The organism is Paenibacillus sp. J5, from assembly GCF_054955055.1.
The window spans coordinates 329,723-347,699 of the sequence record NZ_JBUEDD010000003.1 but is presented as its reverse complement, the minus strand read 5'-3'; the positions used below and the strand labels follow the sequence as shown (position 1 = coordinate 347,699).

Genomic DNA, 17,977 nt, shown 5'->3' with positions numbered 1-17,977 from the left:
CCAATATCCTCTCTACAATATAATTGTCTGGCTATCTATCGTTTCGGCTATATAAGTTTTCAGCGATTCGAGACGTATCTCATCCAACGCAGCCTGATAGTTAAGAAAAGCTTCGCTGTCCGCTTGCTGAAGTAAATATGCTGATAGCTGTATGTATGTGGAGGCCAATGATGTATTCGCCCGCTCTCTTCTTATCCGTAACTTCGCTGTAGCGTTACGTAGCATATCAGAATTGAGGTTAGCATAAACACTCTTCAACATTTCTCTAAAGCTGGCACCGAGCCTGCTCTTGTGATCTGAATCGGGACAATGTACATATAAGATACGATAGCCAAAATCAAACAATTCTCTAGGAAAAAAAGTGAAACTATACAAGCTGGCTGTTTCCAAAGTAAACCAACGATACATTTCTCCATTCAGCCCTTCGATAATAGACCACAAAGCGTGCGACAAATATTTCTCTTTTGCGAATAGATTCGGCCCAGGCCATATCTCCACATATTCATCTTGAAGCTGAGGTAATAACAGAGCTTGTCCGGTCCGAATATCAACACATGTCGTTAATATCTCAGGTAACGGGTTATCTACCCATCCTTCAACTGGCTCCAACTCCAGCGTGGTGACAATAGACATTCCTTGCTGTATCTGCTTCGCTACTCGTTGGAACAACTCCAAGGGGGTCACATTCAAAGGCTGTCCTGGCTCCATTAGACTCTGGCAATGTAGTAAATAGTTACATATCTGGCTCACATGATGTTCATTTTTAGACGAGGAACGATGGTGGGAACAGAATGTTTGCGCTTCCATTGGATCTAAAAGATAAAGCTTTTTCACAGCCTGCATCACTTGATTAGCATTGCCAACCATGTAGATACTAATAATCCCCATCTCACAATTTACTTTAAGCTCTGTGGAACAGCTAGCATGCAAGTACCTTAACAGACCATCCGAAATCGCTCGTATATTCTGTCGCATGCAATAATCTGGACGGATACTTATTGCGGCAAAATGCTGGCCTTGTTGTCCACTATCTACCTGACACCAACGGTGCGCTTTGAATTGTCTGACCATCAACTGGTTGCGGATGGAAGACCCCATACTAGGAGTGCGAAAGTTCATATTCACTTCCTTCAGTAAATGTACGATTTCTTCCACTACAAAATCGGGATTCCCTTTTACTATAGCCTTCACTAGTTCACTTTGGATGTTGTCTGAGGATGTACCCATGATGTCCTTGAGGAGATTCCGTTCCAGACTCAGTAGATTTTTTCTGGAAGCAACAGGAATCTTCAAGCCGCATATGGAGTTATATCTGTGGACCTCGACTGCCTTCATATTTTGACTCTTGGCAATTAAAGCGATGAGATGATACAGTCCTGCTTGATACGGATCACTTGTCATCATCACTTTTGAATCAAGGAAAGCAGATGTCAACCCTTCAAGCTGTTCTCTGTCCTCAAGACGTGAATGGTTGATCTGCAACTGTGGATAAGATTGAATGACCTTTCTCCATTGTCGTATAACATCTGGTGCGCTAATACGCTCTATACTTGCTTCATACCCTAAAACCGGGTGTTCTAGAGAAGTATCCTTCCACTTTTCAGCGAAGTACGTCTCACGCTGCCGATGCTCGAGTTGACTGGCCTTGTATTTCATTTCATTACATATTACACTCCTTTCCTTTTTCAAAAAGTCTGGATTTAGATCCACTCCCCTCTCGAATGCTAATATAAACTTCAATACTTGTTCGTACAGCCTAGTAAACTTCCTACTACTCCCGGCTACTGATAGTATAAGTTCTTCTTTTGAGGTGGTTGCCTGAATCTCTCCATCGAATTGGCGGCATAATTCTATAAGATTTCGGCCGTTTACGTCGGCCTTTACAAGTATATGCTCTAGAAAGTGGGTAAGCCCTTCTAATCCATTCGGGTCATCCTTGCTTCCAATCGGGAAAACAATTCTTAGAGAAGCCCCCCCAGGAACGTTATTCATACCGCTCACATCGATTCTTTACATATTCCAGCAAAGCAACTATAGTGGAATATTGAGCATGCTGTAGCTGACGCTCTTGGTCATATCCATACTCCCATATACCATTACAGTAGTATTGGTCAAGGAAGGTTTTTAATTGTTCCATCACCTGTCCTTCATATCGATAATAACTAAGTGCCCAGAATAGTTCAGCTACTAGGTCGCCCAGTTTGTTGCTCATAGCATATTCACAGTCATGAACTAAAACTTCTGTATTATGTTGATCACACGATGTAGTGAAATAATTGGACATCACAAGGAAATAGTGGGTATGGATATAGCTCCGTTCTTCCCGACTGCCATCTCCTGGATGAGTCACAAGGGGCGGCTCCACCAGTATACCTAGTCTCTCACAAAAGAAATTCATCATATAATCATAAATGAGAGAATAGCCTCTAACCTTTTTGATCATATCGCCTAATGTAGCCTCAAAACTTTCACTTAATTCAACTTCTCCGCCCTTTGTTATTTTCATATAATACTTAAAACCTAGAAAATGAAAAATAATCTGACTACGTTCATAGAGTTGTAAATGCTGCAGTCCCCTTATTTCTTCATCAAACTTACTTTCCAAAGCCTTCTCAATATAAACCAATCTGTTACTCAATTGTTCTATTTCCTGCTGCGTCGCGATCAAGTTAAGCTCCGTAGAGTAGCGAGTTAGAGCAATATGCAGGAAGAACAGCTCATCGAACCGAGAGTAGACGTCTGTTATTTGATTACACTTGTTCAGATAAACAACAAGCCCTTCACGTATCATAACGGCTTCATCCCGATTTTGGGGAATGAATACTTGTAGAGCCATCCTGCGAAATCCCTTCCTTCGTCTCTAAATATGCACTACATACTGTGTCATGAGCCTCCCTTGAGCATCTGTAGCAATGATCATCCACATTCCCGAACACATCTCATCCCAAGAAAGACTGCTCTCGTAGACCGCTTTGTTGTCCTGCTGCTCAGCTTGTAGTATGAAATGTTGCCCTACATTTTGCCAAGTGTGATTAATTGCTATTGGCTCGCTATGGTTTGTGTGTGGAAGGATTGAACTGAATACGAATTGCCCTTCTCTCTTCTCTAGCTTACTCCAGGCTGTATAAGGTGAGATGTCTTTATCTTGAACAGGATAAGGTACGATGTTATCTGCATTGAATACATAAGTGGCTGAACTGATAAGATAGCCTCTCTTGTCTGTCAGTACCAGATTAAAATATTCCTTAGCATGTTTCCATTCACATATGAACTCAATCGTATAAGCCGCAGTCTCTCTTACAAATTCAATTCCATACTTATGCTCAGGAAAATAGACTAAAGCCTTTGAAATCCATTTCTGATTCGCATCCATAACAGATGAATCCAGGTTCACATTGCCCTTGACCCTAATGATTTTCGCATGAGGGCTAGCCTCGCTTACCGAAAAACTACAAGTGGCTTCTGCGCCATAATCGCTCAGCGAGGTCTGCTCAAACGCTCTCTTCACGACACGATGTTCCTTAAGATCACTATTCTCCAACTTGTGCAATATTAGCAGGCTGACTCACCTCCCTCTTGCTTCCCTTACTATAGATCACAAGTGCAACCATGAAGATCGCCAGGAAGATACCTAAGACCACCAAATCAATTACCGTACTGACGCCTTGATTAAACAAAGCCTCTGTCCACAGATTATTGATATAATACAACGGGGAAACATGGGATAACGCCTGCAGCACATCCGGGCTTTTATCTATTGGGTAGAAGATACCCGACGTAGCTATCAGTGAAAAATAGATCGCCTGTGCCAGTCCTAACGCGGCATTCTGCCTTTTGACCACTAGACCGCAAAACGTCGCGAGCAGCAGAAAGACCAGTACAGAGACAATAAACGATACCGCCAGCATTCCCCACTCCACTACGAGCGTTACGCCCAGGGAAATCTGACCCAGCACAATAACCAGTACAGTCTGAAGGAACAAGATTGCCACTCTACTCAGATAAAAACCTGTCAACAGTCTGGTTAGATATCCCTTCTTGCCTACGAGGGCTAATATTCCCTGTTCATTATATTGGGCAATTCGATAGGGCAGTGAAAAGATGATACTCTGTAAAATAAACAAGCTAACCAGCCCTGGCAGCACGAACTGGGAATATTCCTGAGAACCCACAAAGAGGCTGAACGCCAGAATCAGGATGAGAGGGAATATCCAATCCCAGAACATGAGCTGCGGCATTCGAAGGTCAGCCTTCAGAAAATTAAGCACGAGCTTCTTCATGCTTGCTCCCCTCCTTCTCCAGATACTCCAGAATTCGATCTTCATTCATATCAGTCAGTTCTGGCGGAAGAGATCCCGGATGAATCTCATACAAGCGCTTGTTAGACAAAAAACAGATTCGATCCGCAATGCGTAAACTTTCACTAATATGATGGCTTATCGCTATGACAAGCTTACCTTCCGCGGCATTCCTCTTCAGCACCTCAGTGTAATAGAGCTGTCTAGACATAGCGTCCAACGCAGCATCCGCTTCGTCATAGAGTTGAATCTCATCATTACTCATTCCTGTTATCGCCAGATATAATCGTTGCTTCTCGCCACCGGATAACTTCCTGGCTACCTTTTTTTCGATTTCCCCAAGCTGATACTTGTCTTTCAGCTCCTGGTAGCTAACCTTAGTATCCAGAAGTTCCAGGAAGCACTCCACATTTTCCTTCACCGTCATATCCTCGAAGTATACCGGATTCTGTCTGTGCAAGGTCACCTTCCCGTTTACAACCATGTGCCCTGTCCGCGGCTTCAACTCCTGAGCGATCATTCGAAACAACGTGCTCTTGCCTGCTCCATTCCGGGCGAGTAAAAAATAAAGCTCACCTGCCCTAAAGGTATACGTGGTCTGATCTAATATGTCCTCGGAGTATCCTAAGCTTATATTGTTCAGTTGTAACATTCTTCTCCTCCTATAGACAATGTAGGATAAGCAATATTGGATATAATATCATCAGAGCTCCACACCCACAAATCAATAAAAACGCCTCATTTTCAGCATTTGATCAATCTGAAGATTTATCTAACAACTGCAAAACCCGCCGCAGAAAGCCCAAATCCAGCTTGAGCAAAGCGATCGCATTATCAAACGACGCTTCTCCAAACGGGGATAAGCCATAAGAAGCTTTGATTTCTCTACCATGTTGAAACTCGGCAAGCTTTTGCTCCACTTCTCTTATATTCTGCTCAATCATGCTAAGAGCTTCGGCCTTCGGAACCATCTCAATCCAATTCAGGCCTACAACAAAGTCAGATTTTACCGAATGAGGCATCGCCTTCAGTGACTCTCTGACCAAGGTCAGGAACTGCTGCTCCCCTGCTTCGCTAATTGCGTATACTTTACGCAGGCGTGCTCCTGTTCGTTCCTCCGCTTCCGTCCGAACAAGCCCTTCCTTCTCTAGTTTGTTCAATGCATAATAAATGGAACCGGAGAGCAGATTCGCCCATTCATCCATTCGTGTTGTCTGGATAATCTGCTGAATCTCATAACCGTGCATCGGTCGTTGACGTAGCAAAGCAAGGATGATTAGGTTGACCAATGTAGAAAGCCTCATTTCTAATACCAACGTCGTATATTCAACATTGGATATATGATATTTTCAGTTTAATTAGTTCCCAGGTAATTGTCAACTGCTTCTTTCATTTTTTGTATGTTGTTACGAGCCCAAATTGGAATGAGCCCTCCCTTCACTCAGGAGAGCTCATTCATTTACAATACCTCGAGCGGAATCGCCCTACCCGTCTCCCCTTACGGCTCCATCCCCCATTGCAGCACGCCGTTAGCGTAGCCGGTCATCTTGGTCCAATCGGCGTAGCTGGAGCCGATCGGTCTGAAGGAGTAGTCGCCAGTCTGTGTGTAGTTGCTCCAGTCCGTGCGGGCCAGACGAATCTGAATCTCGGCCGCCGCGCCTGGGGCGAGGGTACCGGCTCCGCTCGTGAAGCCGATCTCGACATAGCTGTCTGCATCCGGCTTCGGCGTCGACATCGTAACGAAGGTCCCGGTTACATTCGAGCTGCCGACATGCGACCAGTCGCACCAGAATGCCTGAGTTTGCTGACCATCGCTCGTATAGTAGTACCGCAGCTTGACGGTGGACAGATCGAGCGCGCTCGTACTTGTGTTCACGATCTTGATATGTGGAGCGATCGTGTTGCTGGAAGCAGCCGTATTGCTGCTATACATCTGAATCTTGAAGCTGTCTGTCGGCGTCGGCGTCACGGAAGGCGTCAGGGCAATAATGTTGGAGCTTACTGACCCTGCCGCATTGGATGCCACGACACGATAGTTATACAGCGTCCCGTTCACAACGGTCGTATCGGTGTAAGTCAGGCCGGTCAAGCTAGACACAATCGTCGTGTACGCGCCGCCGCCTTCAGCGCGCTCGACATGGTAGGAGGCTGCCCCGGCGGAGGCTGTCCATGTCAGTGTCGCTTGTTCATTGCCTGCCGTACCCGTCAACGTGAGCGCTCCAGGCAACGCAACTGTTGTATCGACGATCGATACTGCAAGCGTGCGGTCGGCGCCCGCGCTGAAGTCGAACGTCAGATTCGTCGTGCCCACGGTCTGCGCGGCGAGATAGCTCTTGCTAATCGTAACCGTCGTACCCGACACCGTATAATCTGTACCGGGTATGAGGGACGCAGAGCCGTTCTTAATCCCTTGAAGCGTATTGCCGTTTAGTGTCATCATAACGGTGACATCGGCTTGGTTAGCTGCCTTCTTGTCAAACACCGCGCTGGCAGGAGTGATCGATGAGCTTGGCTGGCTCGCCTTCAGATCAGGCAATTCATCCAAAGTGATGACATACTCACTCTGGTACAGCGTCGTCAAGGTTTCTGGATAGTTATAGGCGGAGCTCATGAGGAATTCGCCATACCAAGGCAGGAAGTAGAGCCAGCCTGATTTTTCATCCATCAGATTCTGCAGACTCGGAACCGTATCATTCTCCGTCATGGCCACCATCTTGGCGCCGCCGGTCAGTTCAACAAGCTGATAGAACGTCGAGCTGATCGCGTCCTCATTCGGCACGCCGGACAGACCATCATCGCGGTTGTAGATCGTATTGTATTTATCAAATCCGATAAGGTCTACCTTGTCGTCACCGGGATACCATGCAGGAGAGGTGCTGTACACGTAGCTGTTATGCGTCCAGATCAGGTTGTGGAGGCCATAGGTCTGTGTAAGCTCGGTATAGAGCAGATCCCACATCTGTTTGTACACCTCTGCACCTGCCTTGGCCCACCAGAACCAGGCGCCCTCGCCATTGAGTCCACCATTGCCCTCCGCCTCGTGGAACGGACGGAAGATCACCGGGACATCGTTCTCCTGCAGGATCAGGAGCTGCTCCGCCAGGTCTTCGATGGCCATCATCAGGTATGCATATTCCTTCGTTCCAGGAACTACCGCATTCGCCGTATTATAATTGGTGTCCGTAGGCTTGTAGGTCGCATCTAACCAGTCTACAGGCTGGCCTAGCTGGTAGGCGGTGAAATTCTTCGGAACATTGATATGCCAGCTAGCTGTGGCGATCCCGCCCCGATTGTTCACCCAGTCGATCATCCGGGCGGTTGTGCCATCCTCCCAGCCATATAGCGGATTATAGTTCATCAAGTCGAAGCCTCGAATCGCCGGATATTTGCCCGTCAGATTGTAGATCCATTCAAACTCCAGCTCCATGTCGCCATCATTGCCGCCTCCGTAGATTTCCTGCTGCCCGGAGAGCATATGGTTGCCGTACACCTCCGTCAAGTAATTCATCAATAGCTGTGTCTCGGGTGTAGCCTCGGGGTCAGAGAGGATCGGCAGCACATTCAAGGGGTCCAGATCAGCATAATCCACAGTAAGGCTGTCAAAATAAGCGAAGCCCCAGCCTGCCTTCACCTGGATCGTGTTAACGCCTTGAGTCAGCTTGTGATACCCCAAATTAAAATTCGACCATGTCGTCGTATAAGGCAGCATATACGAGCCCTTGCTCACACCGTTAATCGACAGATATTGAAGCCTCCCGTCAGGGCTTAGCTCCTGCATGAACCGGGTAGAAATCTGGTACATGCCGGTTTCTGGAACCGTCACAGAGTAGGTGAGAGTCCCCCCATTCTGCATCCAGACGAATCCGCTTCCAGTGTATCCAGGCTTGGGCTGCCCGTAGACCTCTGTTACCACCTGAAGCTCGGGACTGAGCTCGGCATCCTCGCTTTCGATCATGTGCAGCGGAGACGCTGCATGAGCGGGCACGGTCGTCAATCCTAGCAGCAAAGTAAGGATCAGCAGCATAGCGCCTGACGTTTTGAACCAACCTTTCATTAACACACTTCCTTTCGATTTTTGAGATAGGATAGAACATGGGGCAAGCCAAGAATGATAGCGATTACATTTCTACAATAACATAATGTGCAAAAAATGTTAATACAACCAAATATTCATTCTTACCAATTTATTTTTTCTATTTTCGACCTTTCTCTACAAGAGGATTTTCAGCCCAAGAGCATCATCTCGTCATCTAAGGCATCACGATTCCGAGATCATAAGACGCAAAAACACCATCCTCATGCGGATGGTGTTCATGGTGGTGGAGGCGAGGGGTCTTACCTGACTCCTAGTCAACGCAGAAAGCACATGTGTGTCCGACTGCTGCCGCAGCATCGGGGTCACACACGACTCCAGGATAGACTCCATCTCAAGGTTTAGTTACAGAAATTGGAGTCTGCCCGGAGTGTTCGTGACATGGAGAGCTATCATGAAGGATCGTCATCTGTCTCCTTTATTAGCTTTTTTAACACTCTCTTCGAACTATTGGATACCGTCCCATATTTACTATTTTTTGTTTCTTGGTCTTCAAAAAAAACGAGTGATCGCTCCTCGTCGTACTTTTTGACTTTATTCAGATTGACCAGATTCGTGCGATCGAGCCGATGAAAATTGTACTGCTGCATGTGCTGTTCATAGGTAGAGAGAGTAGGCAGTAACGGGTAGTATTCCCCATCCATCGTATGCAGAATCACGGTTCGCTCATGGTTCTCAATATATAACACATCCTGCAAATCGATAATGATTAGCTCGCCCGTGTTCTTCGGGTCTCTGGTTACATACAATTTCATAGTTCTACCACTCCGAAATCGAATCGGGCCGCCGCGCTGATGCTCATGACGGCCCGTTCTTCACTATTACTTCTTTAGTTCTTCTGGAAGTTCTGGACGATGACCAACTAGTGGAGATGCAGTCGCAGCAAAATAAGCTGCGATTCGATCTAATATCTGAGATATGTACTTAGCGAGCCATGGCTTCATAGTTATCCCCCCTTTTTGTTTGTAAAGAAAAGTGAAAAGCTCTGAATTAAAAAAATCATAACAAGAGTAGGAGACTGTATTATAAAATTGCACCCTACTAATGCTACAGCCACACCCCGCATTAAAGGAAAATACTTCTCAGGCATTCTGGCATATCCCTTAATATTTGCAGGTGCCCAGACTGCCATTACAGCAAGGCTCACAACATTTCCATATACTACCCATTCCTGTGGGAATGGAATATGTGGAGGCGCTGCGGCAACAACAATAGTCGCCCCGATACAGGCAACCATGGAGTTAAAATGATATCCGCCAGAAACAGCTCTCATTGCAACTAGGGCGCTAAGGGATAATAAAGTCTCAGAAAATCTACCGGAAATGACACCGACCAACATAACAAGAACACATGGTATCAGAAAATTAATTACAATCGTTAGAGCATACTTCATAACAGCCACACTAATAGTTTCTTGTTCATTCGATCTTTTTATTGAAACTGCCATTCGTTCTGCCCATGCTTCAATCATTTGTATATTCCTTTCTCTGGGCGTAATAGAGCAGAACACCCAGAATGAAATACGATAACAAAGCCAGGAGCGTTGGGATACTAATCGTAAACGCGATATAGTTTGAACCTGCTATGGCACAATATCCTGCAAGGATTAGCAAGAGCAAAGGACGGTTAATTCCCTTCAACGTAAAGGGCGTATGTTCATAATCAGGTACAAATGTGTAACCCACACGGAATTTGATCAGTAACCAAGCAATCAATAAAACAATACAAATAGAGATACCTTGCAGCACATACATAATTCCACTTCCCGGTACCAACGATTCTAACGGAACTCCAATCCCCAATTGAAGAAGCATGATTGCATACTGTATAAACAGATAACCTAAATACCCATAAACAGTTATTAAAGCAGCGTAGAATACCTGAATCCGAAATACCTGCCACAAAAAGAGAAACAAGGCCGGAGGCTGCAATACCGTAGCAATGACACGCTTGTCTATCACAATAAATAGAAAATGAGACAGGAAGGACATCGCAACTGCGGTGAGTATGATCTGTCCCCAGTAGCCTTTGAACTGTAATTTGAACATTGCAAAGGTCAATACAATGAGCGCCAACCATTCAGTACTCGAAAACAGAAAATATACCAATGTTTTCATGCTTATGCTCCCGATCTATGTAATTCATCCCGCGTCACGCTGGAAAATAGTGCTTATGAATCATTATACATTATTACACCCCATACAGTAAGTAGAAAATCGCTCAAAATCGAGATAATTTGTAAAGCGGAGCTTAAATGCACTAGCGAGCATAGATTACGCCCTTCCTTAGAGCGCCATATGCTGCAACACCAGAGTTGATATGAACGCAAAAAAGCCTTGAGCCTCTTGCTGTTATCAAAGCGGGAGGTCAGGCATCGATTGTTTGTCACCGCTTTCTCAGTTTAGCCATCAATCTATCGATCACCATGCCTACAAGAATGAACGTAATAAAATGAACGATATATCCTGGAACCTTCGCTCCTATGCTTGCGCTCTCGATAGCATGATCAAATCGGTCAAATTTCAGCATCCAATGTCTAAATGGCTCAAACGGCCCTACTCCTGCCAAAAATATAGTAGGCGAATGAAGCGTCCCCCAAATATCGTTGAAGCACAACAGCAAACTTATTACTCCTAGCCAAAAAGTTACCCTTTTAAATAGAGAGAGCATCGTCATCTGTCCCCTTTGAACTTAAATCAAAAATGTACATAAACACCATCTAATAGGATGCACTAGCGAATGGGTTGTGACCAGATACGTATATCGAGCCGCTGGAGGAATACACAGTTCTTGCGTTTTGCTTGCTTGTACTGGTAAAGCTGGAAACGGATCTGGTCGATCTATGTAATTCATCCTGCGTTACCCTAGAAAATTATGCTTATATTATTATATAATGTTACATCTAATACATTAAATAGAAATTAATTCAAAATCGAGATAATTTATCAGGCAGACTACCCACCATGACTAAGTCCAGTTTGATCGTAAGAAGTAGACTCAAGTCCATACCACTGTTTACAAATCTCTCTAAACTTTGATATCCTATATATGGGTTATTTGGTTATGAAAATATAATTTTCTAACCAAACCCTGAAATCCTGGCCAGGATTCTCGCAATAAAACTTTTAAGGAGTTGGTTTAAATTAATTTTTTTAAAGCAAAAAGTATATTATTGACTCTACTATGTACATTAGTTATGGGTTTAAGCACACAAAGTATGTCTGCACAAGGTACCATGGATTCTACCGCTACTGAACGTTATTCCATTATTAATGTGGATGGAATTGAAGTAATACGCGATTCATTCGAGAAGGTATATATTTCTAGTCCAGTTGAGTCTGATGGCAAGCAGCTTTCCCTGCTAGAGTATAAAGAAATCCTTGAACAGTCAGATAAGCTTAGCGAACAATTAATCTCTATTGATGAGCAAAGTCTGGTTCAGAGTGAACAATACAATGCAGCAGCTGTAGTATTGATTGGACTTCCATCATATGAAGAAAATTTAGGATGGCGTGCAACTGGGAGTAAGGTACAAGTATCAGCATGGATTAATTGCCCATCAGGTGGTAGCGATTGTTCTATAGCTTCTACGACACAAAAAACCTTCACTCATGAGTTTTCAGCGAATGTGGAAAGCGGCTGGAAAGACTATATTAGATTAGGCGCTAGCTATACGTGGAGCTCTCAAACCTCAACGTCAACAACATACACCTTGCCTGTAAAGGCGGGTAAAACTGCCTATATGTCATTTAGACCATGGATTAATTATACACGTGGTTACGTGACTACAACATGGTATAGCAATGGTTGGTACGCTGGCACAACTACAAGTGATATGGTGTTTGGGAATGGTCCAGATATGCTATCAAATGGTGAAGCAAACGGTATATACGCCCTTGAATATCCATATGAATAAAGTGTAAAATAAACCAGCTTACACATATCAGGTGTAAGCTGGTTTTAATCCTTGAAAGAAGGTGAACTTCCAGTGCATTTTACAAAAATCGGGGCTTTATTGCTAAGCCTTGGATTGGGTATTATTGTAATATCTGGATTAGAGAAAGTGATTTTATTTTCTGCAGTATTTAGCAAGACACACGCCATGAGCATGGAAAGCATACGAATTAACATACCTGATTATATCTGGAATATTACAGAGTATACATACATCAGTGGTTTGGTACTACTGATCCTAGGCGTAATCGGGTTACTTGCGGGTATTTATTTGAGAATCAAAAAATAGGCTCCTCCCAGACAGATGAAAAAATATACTCAGGGAGCATCGTCAGCATACCCTGCACTCCATCATCCTTATCAGGATATACCTTTCGACGCTCCCCCCTCTATTGAAAAGTCCTCTGAAACTACTATAGACACGAGCCGCCGCTGGCATCCAGGCATTGCCCCGTCACCCAGCGACTGTCCGCCGAAGCCAGGAAGGCCGCCACATCCGCCACATCCTCGGGCTCGCCCCACCTGTTCAGGACCGATAGTCCGGCCGCGTAGGCTTGCCCTTGCGGGTTCTGGAGCGTGCCCGCGTTCATCTCGGTATTAATAATGCCAGGCTGGATCGCGTTAACCGTAATATGACGGCTCCCGAGCTGCTTGGCCAGCATCTTGGTGAAGGTATCGATGGCGCCCTTAGTCATACTATAGGTGAACACACTAGGAGAGGCTACACGTGTAACAAAGGAGGAGATATTGATAATACGTCCACCGTCCCTCAGACGAGGCAAAGCCTGCTGCGTGACAAAGAGCGGCGCCTTGACATTAATCCGCATCACCTCCTCGAAGGATTCCTCTGTCGTCTCCTCCAGGGTGACAATCTGGCCGATGCCGGCATTGTTAACCAGAATGTCGAATCCACCGCCTCCCCGATGCTTCCGAGCAGCGTCATCCACTTCCACAAATAAGGCTTGAATGCCATCTGGCGTACTCAGATCCGCTCCGATGGCGCACGCCTGCCCTCCACCATTTACAATCTGTTGAACGACCGCTTCCGCTTCAGCCTCTCTTGTCGCATAATGGACGAGGACATACGCCCCCTCCTGTGCCAGTCGCAGCGCAATACTGCGGCCGATGCCTCTGCTTGCTCCTGTAACTACAGCCAGTTGACCCTCCAGCCTTCCTTGCACCTTGCTCATCTCATCAGCTCCCTATGTGATTTTTCAATATAGTTATATCACGGGGCGATGTTTACAATGTTGCTCTCTCATTCGGGAGGCTGTGGAAGCTTGAATGAAAATGCCTGCGAGGATTCACTTCTCCCAGATGACATACATATTGGTTAGTTTATCGTGGAGCGCCTGCTTTTGCGGGTCAACTGCTGTCGCCAAAAATCCAATAAAACATAAGAGAAAGGATAGCACTTTTCCAATCACCTCTCTGATAAGTACATCCTCCCAGTTCAGCTTTGATTGAGTTGCAGTAACCACTTTTATGCCAATAATGATTTTCCCTAGTGTCTGATTGAAGTAGAAGGTACAAGCAAAAAAATAAAAGAAAAAGATACAGACCTTTATACTAACTGCGAGCATTGAACCCACATGTTCAAAAAACCAGCTATCAGCTACACTCATCAATGAACCGATGACTGCTATATCCAGTACGATAGCAAAAAAGCGGGCCCAAAACCCTGCATAACGTTTGCTCTCACCCATAATTCACTCTTCCTAGTCATAGTTTATGCAATTCTTTAATTCAGCATATAGAGTACCGTTGGTCCTGTGCCCCTTAATTCCTGCAACAAGCTCTGTGCAGTTTCTTGAAGATTCGGTGAATCCAACCTTTGCTCCATTATTTTTAATAGGTTTGATTTTTTAGAGTAACCTACAATTTGGGGCGAAGGTATTCCCTTTACTTCCTTTATGTATCTAATTGCATCTTCTAATGTTCCCAATTGATCCACTAGCCCCAATTCTAACGCTTGTCTCCCAGAGTAAACTCTGCCGTCAGCGATTTCAAGCACCATACCTTCGTCTATCCCCCTGCCGCTCGCTATCACTTTTACAAATTGCTGGTAGCTTTCGTTAATGATGGTTTGATAAATTTCAATTTCCTCATTGCTCATTTTCTTCATTGGATCACCAATGTCTTTGTAAGGGCCACTTTTAATAGTGAGCTCGCTATAACCTAATTTTTCAGCCAGCGCTTGATAGTTATTAAAGCTTATGATGACTCCAAGACTTCCCGTAATTGTTGAAGGGTTCGCAAAAATGTGATCCACCGGAGCGGAGATATAATATCCTCCAGATGCTGCAATCGACCCCATTGAGACAACCACCGTCTTGCCCATCTCCTTTAATTCCACAATCTTCGAATAAATATGATCCACTGTGACTACATCTCCACCAGGCGTGTTGACATTCAACACGATTCCAATTACATTCTGATCGTGTGCTGCTCGGTTCAACATTGAAATGACGGGATGTACACCTTCTTGATTGATCTCGCTAAGCAGGGGCCCATTAATGTTAATTTGAACGATTTTCTCTCTCCCGCCTCCTCTGATCACACTTTCCTTCCAGCCATCATCATCACTTACTGCCACTTTATTACCTACGATTACAGCACCTACTATTAAAACAACAGTGAGTAGGATTGCCACATACTTTTTGGTCACATGCCTCTCCGCTTTCATCTTAGAATGACTCGTTGATTATATACGATCTGATTTCGTTTAAAGAATTGTCCGTTAAAGGTGATCGGTACAGCTTCTGCACCAAAAAAATCATCATTCTCTATTTTCTTTATCGCATGAATATGCAGGTGCGGCTCGCTACTTATTCCCGAATTACCGACCTCTGCTATAGGCTGCATATAGTTCACGTCGACACCTTCCCGGACTTTGACGCTTCCCGGTCTAAAGTGCAGCAGAAGTATATAATAGTTCTTAAACTCAATAACAACCATATTGGTACGATTACTCGTAATCGCTCTGTTTAGACTCTCCTCTACGTCGTCAACCACCTTCACAACTTTGCCCTCTACCGGACTATAGACGATATCCTTATAAATTTCATAGTCCTGTAATTCCTGAGAGCTGCCGAGCTTGCTCTTCCTCTGTCCGAGAAAATTCAACTTTACAATATCTACCGCATATCGCTGATTAGGATAGGCATAGTGATAATTTAATGATGGGTGAAATCCACCATGAACAATAGCGTAGATCCCGTTAGGAAAAGGGAACCCCAGATCCACAGCCTCCTCCGCCAAAGCACGGGGAGTGATATAGCCTGTGACACAATGAGCCATATATATAACGGATACGAGTGCTCCCATCCCATACAAAGAAACGCAGATGAATAGTTTCATCTTATTCACCTTTGTATTCCTAAAAATAAACATTTTCCGAATATATTTTATAATTCCGATCAATAACATAATCGCCAAAAAAAATCGGAGATACACACTAATAATGGTCCAGTCTTCTACAATTAACATAGAGAACACCCAACTAAAAGTGAATACGCTATGAATGGTGAATAGAATTCGAGTTTTGAAGGAATATTTCAATAGCACTGCTATTAATACGGTTGGGATAACAACATTTTTAACTAGAAATAGTAGCTCCATTGGATCTTACCTCTGCCTTCTTCAACTGGAAGCATACCCGCTCTCTAAACTCCTGTTGATACATGAATTTCTTCAAAAAGATAGGCTGCTTGTTCTCTAGCCACATCAGATGATAGCCCTTGGGATCATGAATGAAAAATGCAAGCTGCATCCGGTTGCCCTCACCATCCTCACAATACAAGGTTTGATTCAACACCGATAGTGTCGAGCCGCCCTTACTGCCAATTTGAATGAATTTGGATTGCGGATTAGGCGTCACATTCATGATTTCCATCATCAAGGCATGTGCGCGTTCAGACAGCAGGTGCCCCTTTTGGATGTTGCAGAGCAAGTGTGCGTATTGCTTCGTTGTTGCAGTTGGCATCTTCAGTGTCCAGGCATCCTGAATCTTCCTGGACCTTTTCGTCCTGTTCAGTCTCGCGCTCCAAGCGCGATCCGCCTTCAGCTTCTCAAATATTTCTTTCGCTTTCTCCGCATACACCTCATAGGAATAGCTGCTCATTTCAATTAGAGCCTTACGTTGAGGTACCCTCTCCATTTCCATCAGATAATTGGTCATCATCATCGCTGAAGATATAGGATAGATCGCGTCATGATCTGTCATACCCAGCTTCTCCAGACGGCGATTGATAGCCTCCAGACCTAAGCGCTCCAGGAGATATTCCGTATTGGCATTGGAGCTATATTGAATCATCCCTTTAGCCACCTGTAGCAATGGAACCTGACCATCTTGAATATGCCCATTCTGTTTCATGTCATCGAGCCACTCTGGATGCGCAGCGCCATCTGTTCCTGGAATATAGAATCTCTCCAGTTCACCCAGACCAACACGCTCATGAATATCCAACTGCTCATCGGCTGCCTGCTCGGCAAACTCGGCAGCAATGATTATTTTGACGACGCTTGCAAGCGGCATCTTCCGGTCGGATTGATAATCGACAATGACTCGGTCGTTCTCGATGATATATAAGGAGCTGCGATCTGGATGTTTAAGTAAAAACTGAAGTACGTGCTCCTCCGTTTTCCTGTCGTCCATCCTCTTGGCGATAACACCCATGAGAATAAATAAACCGAGCAGCACTAAAATAGCAACGATAATGATGATATAGATCATGTTACCCCATCCTATGAATATTTATATTGGTCACTCCACCCCACTACTTACAACCTTCGTTTTAGATATTCCTATCGCTCAGTCGGGTGCGCCTTTGATGCATTCTGTTGTATAGGTTCGAGTGTATGGATGTTATCCTTCTTGCGAAGGAGAGATATTCTTTATCTGTGAATATTAGCAATTCAAATATAATCATGACAAAGGAAAAGCTTAACAGTCCCATTCCGACTCCAATGCCTAGATGAAAAGTAACCATTAAGAATACAATGTAAATCTTCAATTTTTTATTGAGAATTGAAAATGGAAAGGCGAGCTTAATAAAAATACTCATATATGAAACTAAAATACTCATCCAAAGAAAATCAGTAACCAACCAACGAAGCAGTGGCCTACTGAACTCATCTACTTGCGAAATATAGTAAATCGCAGTTCCACTCTGCCAAAATTCCCCCATCAATTGGTACACAGCAGAGAGGAAATACACAATGCATAGCTGAACAATACAAATAAAAACTGCAAAATTATGAGAGATCGATCCCAATCTACTCATAAAGCCTATACTCTGTGTACTATTTTTCTTTCTCATTAGGAGATAGTCTACTGAAAAATATGCTGTGGAATTAGAGAATAACAAAAAAAACAAGCAGATATTCAGTAAATTATCCCCTCCATCACTAATCTGAAACATTCGAGCATAGAGTGAATAAAAAAAGATATAGTTAATTACAGAGACCAGGCGTCCCTTATAACCTATGAGATACACAAGCGTAGCCGCAATCCCTAGATGATAAACGATATTAAACTGCCAGTCCGTACTGACCCAATTGTATAGTGAGAAGCTCCCCATCAGAAACTCTGGGGAATACAAATTTACGCCGTGATTCCCCCATAAAAATA

18 protein-coding genes are annotated in these 17,977 nt (G+C 44.3%); 2 read left to right on the top strand and 16 right to left on the bottom strand.

From position 1 onward, the window contains the following. Positions 1 to 12: 12 nt before the first annotated feature. The 11 genes from ACY1JZ_RS06790 to ACY1JZ_RS06740 all read right to left on the bottom strand — a co-directional run bounded on the left by ACY1JZ_RS06790 (position 13) and on the right by ACY1JZ_RS06740 (position 10,508). Positions 13 to 1,992: an insulinase family protein gene (locus ACY1JZ_RS06790; RefSeq protein WP_462628595.1), complete on the bottom strand. Its 1,980-nt coding sequence runs from the start codon at positions 1,990 to 1,992 to the stop codon at positions 13 to 15. Next, entirely contained in the window at positions 1,985 to 2,836 is an 852-nt protein-coding gene (locus ACY1JZ_RS06785) for a hypothetical protein (RefSeq protein ID WP_462628594.1), read from the bottom strand. Before ACY1JZ_RS06785 ends, ACY1JZ_RS06790 begins: the two co-directional genes overlap by 8 nt. 24 nt (positions 2,837 to 2,860) lie before the next feature. Beyond that, positions 2,861 to 3,508: a DUF5944 family protein gene (locus ACY1JZ_RS06780; protein WP_462628593.1), complete on the bottom strand. Its 648-nt coding sequence runs from the start codon at positions 3,506 to 3,508 to the stop codon at positions 2,861 to 2,863. Between the two features lie 22 nt (positions 3,509 to 3,530). Then, positions 3,531 to 4,280 (bottom strand): ABC transporter permease, encoded by a 750-nt coding sequence (locus ACY1JZ_RS06775; RefSeq protein WP_462628592.1) that lies wholly within the window; start codon positions 4,278 to 4,280, stop codon positions 3,531 to 3,533. Further along, entirely contained in the window at positions 4,261 to 4,950 is a 690-nt protein-coding gene (locus ACY1JZ_RS06770; protein WP_462628591.1) for an ATP-binding cassette domain-containing protein, read from the bottom strand. The genes ACY1JZ_RS06775 and ACY1JZ_RS06770 overlap by 20 nt, the downstream gene beginning before the upstream one ends. 103 nt (positions 4,951 to 5,053) lie before the next feature. Further along, positions 5,054 to 5,587: a PadR family transcriptional regulator gene (locus ACY1JZ_RS06765; RefSeq protein WP_462628590.1), complete on the bottom strand. Its 534-nt coding sequence runs from the start codon at positions 5,585 to 5,587 to the stop codon at positions 5,054 to 5,056. A 209-nt stretch (positions 5,588 to 5,796) separates the two neighbouring features. Continuing rightward, positions 5,797 to 8,352 carry a cellulose binding domain-containing protein gene (locus ACY1JZ_RS06760; RefSeq protein WP_462628589.1) on the bottom strand — a complete coding sequence of 852 codons (2,556 nt, stop codon included), beginning with the start codon at positions 8,350 to 8,352 and terminating at the stop codon, positions 5,797 to 5,799. A 431-nt stretch (positions 8,353 to 8,783) separates the two neighbouring features. Further along, the gene (locus ACY1JZ_RS06755; protein ID WP_270166395.1) at positions 8,784 to 9,146 is read right to left on the bottom strand and encodes a LytTR family DNA-binding domain-containing protein; all 363 of its coding nucleotides are present in this window, start codon (positions 9,144 to 9,146) and stop codon (positions 8,784 to 8,786) included. A 66-nt stretch (positions 9,147 to 9,212) separates the two neighbouring features. Further along, complete coding sequence (locus ACY1JZ_RS06750) at positions 9,213 to 9,335, bottom strand: cyclic lactone autoinducer peptide (RefSeq protein WP_270166396.1); 123 nt, start codon at positions 9,333 to 9,335, stop codon at positions 9,213 to 9,215. Positions 9,336 to 9,337: 2 nt separating this feature from the next. Further along, positions 9,338 to 9,862, bottom strand: coding sequence for an accessory gene regulator ArgB-like protein (locus ACY1JZ_RS06745; RefSeq protein WP_462628588.1), 525 nt, complete (start codon positions 9,860 to 9,862; stop codon positions 9,338 to 9,340). Next, the gene (locus tag ACY1JZ_RS06740) at positions 9,855 to 10,508 is read right to left on the bottom strand and encodes a hypothetical protein (protein WP_462628587.1); all 654 of its coding nucleotides are present in this window, start codon (positions 10,506 to 10,508) and stop codon (positions 9,855 to 9,857) included. Before ACY1JZ_RS06740 ends, ACY1JZ_RS06745 begins: the two co-directional genes overlap by 8 nt. A gap of 1,118 nt (positions 10,509 to 11,626) precedes the next feature. Here ACY1JZ_RS06740 and ACY1JZ_RS06735 point away from each other — a divergent pair. Both ACY1JZ_RS06735 and ACY1JZ_RS06730 read left to right on the top strand, forming a co-directional pair. Further along, positions 11,627 to 12,307 carry a DUF6060 domain-containing protein gene (locus ACY1JZ_RS06735; protein ID WP_462628586.1) on the top strand — a complete coding sequence of 227 codons (681 nt, stop codon included), beginning with the start codon at positions 11,627 to 11,629 and terminating at the stop codon, positions 12,305 to 12,307. 51 nt (positions 12,308 to 12,358) lie between these two features. Further along, the gene (locus ACY1JZ_RS06730) at positions 12,359 to 12,634 is read left to right on the top strand and encodes a hypothetical protein (protein WP_462628585.1); all 276 of its coding nucleotides are present in this window, start codon (positions 12,359 to 12,361) and stop codon (positions 12,632 to 12,634) included. 124 nt (positions 12,635 to 12,758) lie between these two features. Here ACY1JZ_RS06730 and ACY1JZ_RS06725 read toward each other — a convergent pair whose 3' ends face one another. The 5 genes from ACY1JZ_RS06725 to ACY1JZ_RS06705 all read right to left on the bottom strand — a co-directional run bounded on the left by ACY1JZ_RS06725 (position 12,759) and on the right by ACY1JZ_RS06705 (position 17,080). Continuing rightward, positions 12,759 to 13,535 (bottom strand): SDR family oxidoreductase, encoded by a 777-nt coding sequence (locus ACY1JZ_RS06725; RefSeq protein WP_462628584.1) that lies wholly within the window; start codon positions 13,533 to 13,535, stop codon positions 12,759 to 12,761. Positions 13,536 to 13,649: 114 nt separating this feature from the next. Next, complete coding sequence (locus ACY1JZ_RS06720) at positions 13,650 to 14,051, bottom strand: RDD family protein (protein WP_462628583.1); 402 nt, start codon at positions 14,049 to 14,051, stop codon at positions 13,650 to 13,652. A 35-nt stretch (positions 14,052 to 14,086) separates the two neighbouring features. Beyond that, positions 14,087 to 15,013 carry a signal peptide peptidase SppA gene (gene sppA / locus ACY1JZ_RS06715; protein WP_462628582.1) on the bottom strand — a complete coding sequence of 309 codons (927 nt, stop codon included), beginning with the start codon at positions 15,011 to 15,013 and terminating at the stop codon, positions 14,087 to 14,089. Positions 15,014 to 15,027: 14 nt separating this feature from the next. After that, positions 15,028 to 15,705 carry a peptidoglycan DD-metalloendopeptidase family protein gene (locus ACY1JZ_RS06710; RefSeq protein ID WP_462628713.1) on the bottom strand — a complete coding sequence of 226 codons (678 nt, stop codon included), beginning with the start codon at positions 15,703 to 15,705 and terminating at the stop codon, positions 15,028 to 15,030. 238 nt (positions 15,706 to 15,943) lie between these two features. Next, positions 15,944 to 17,080 carry a serine hydrolase gene (locus ACY1JZ_RS06705; RefSeq protein WP_462628581.1) on the bottom strand — a complete coding sequence of 379 codons (1,137 nt, stop codon included), beginning with the start codon at positions 17,078 to 17,080 and terminating at the stop codon, positions 15,944 to 15,946. Positions 17,081 to 17,977: the final 897 nt, after the last annotated feature.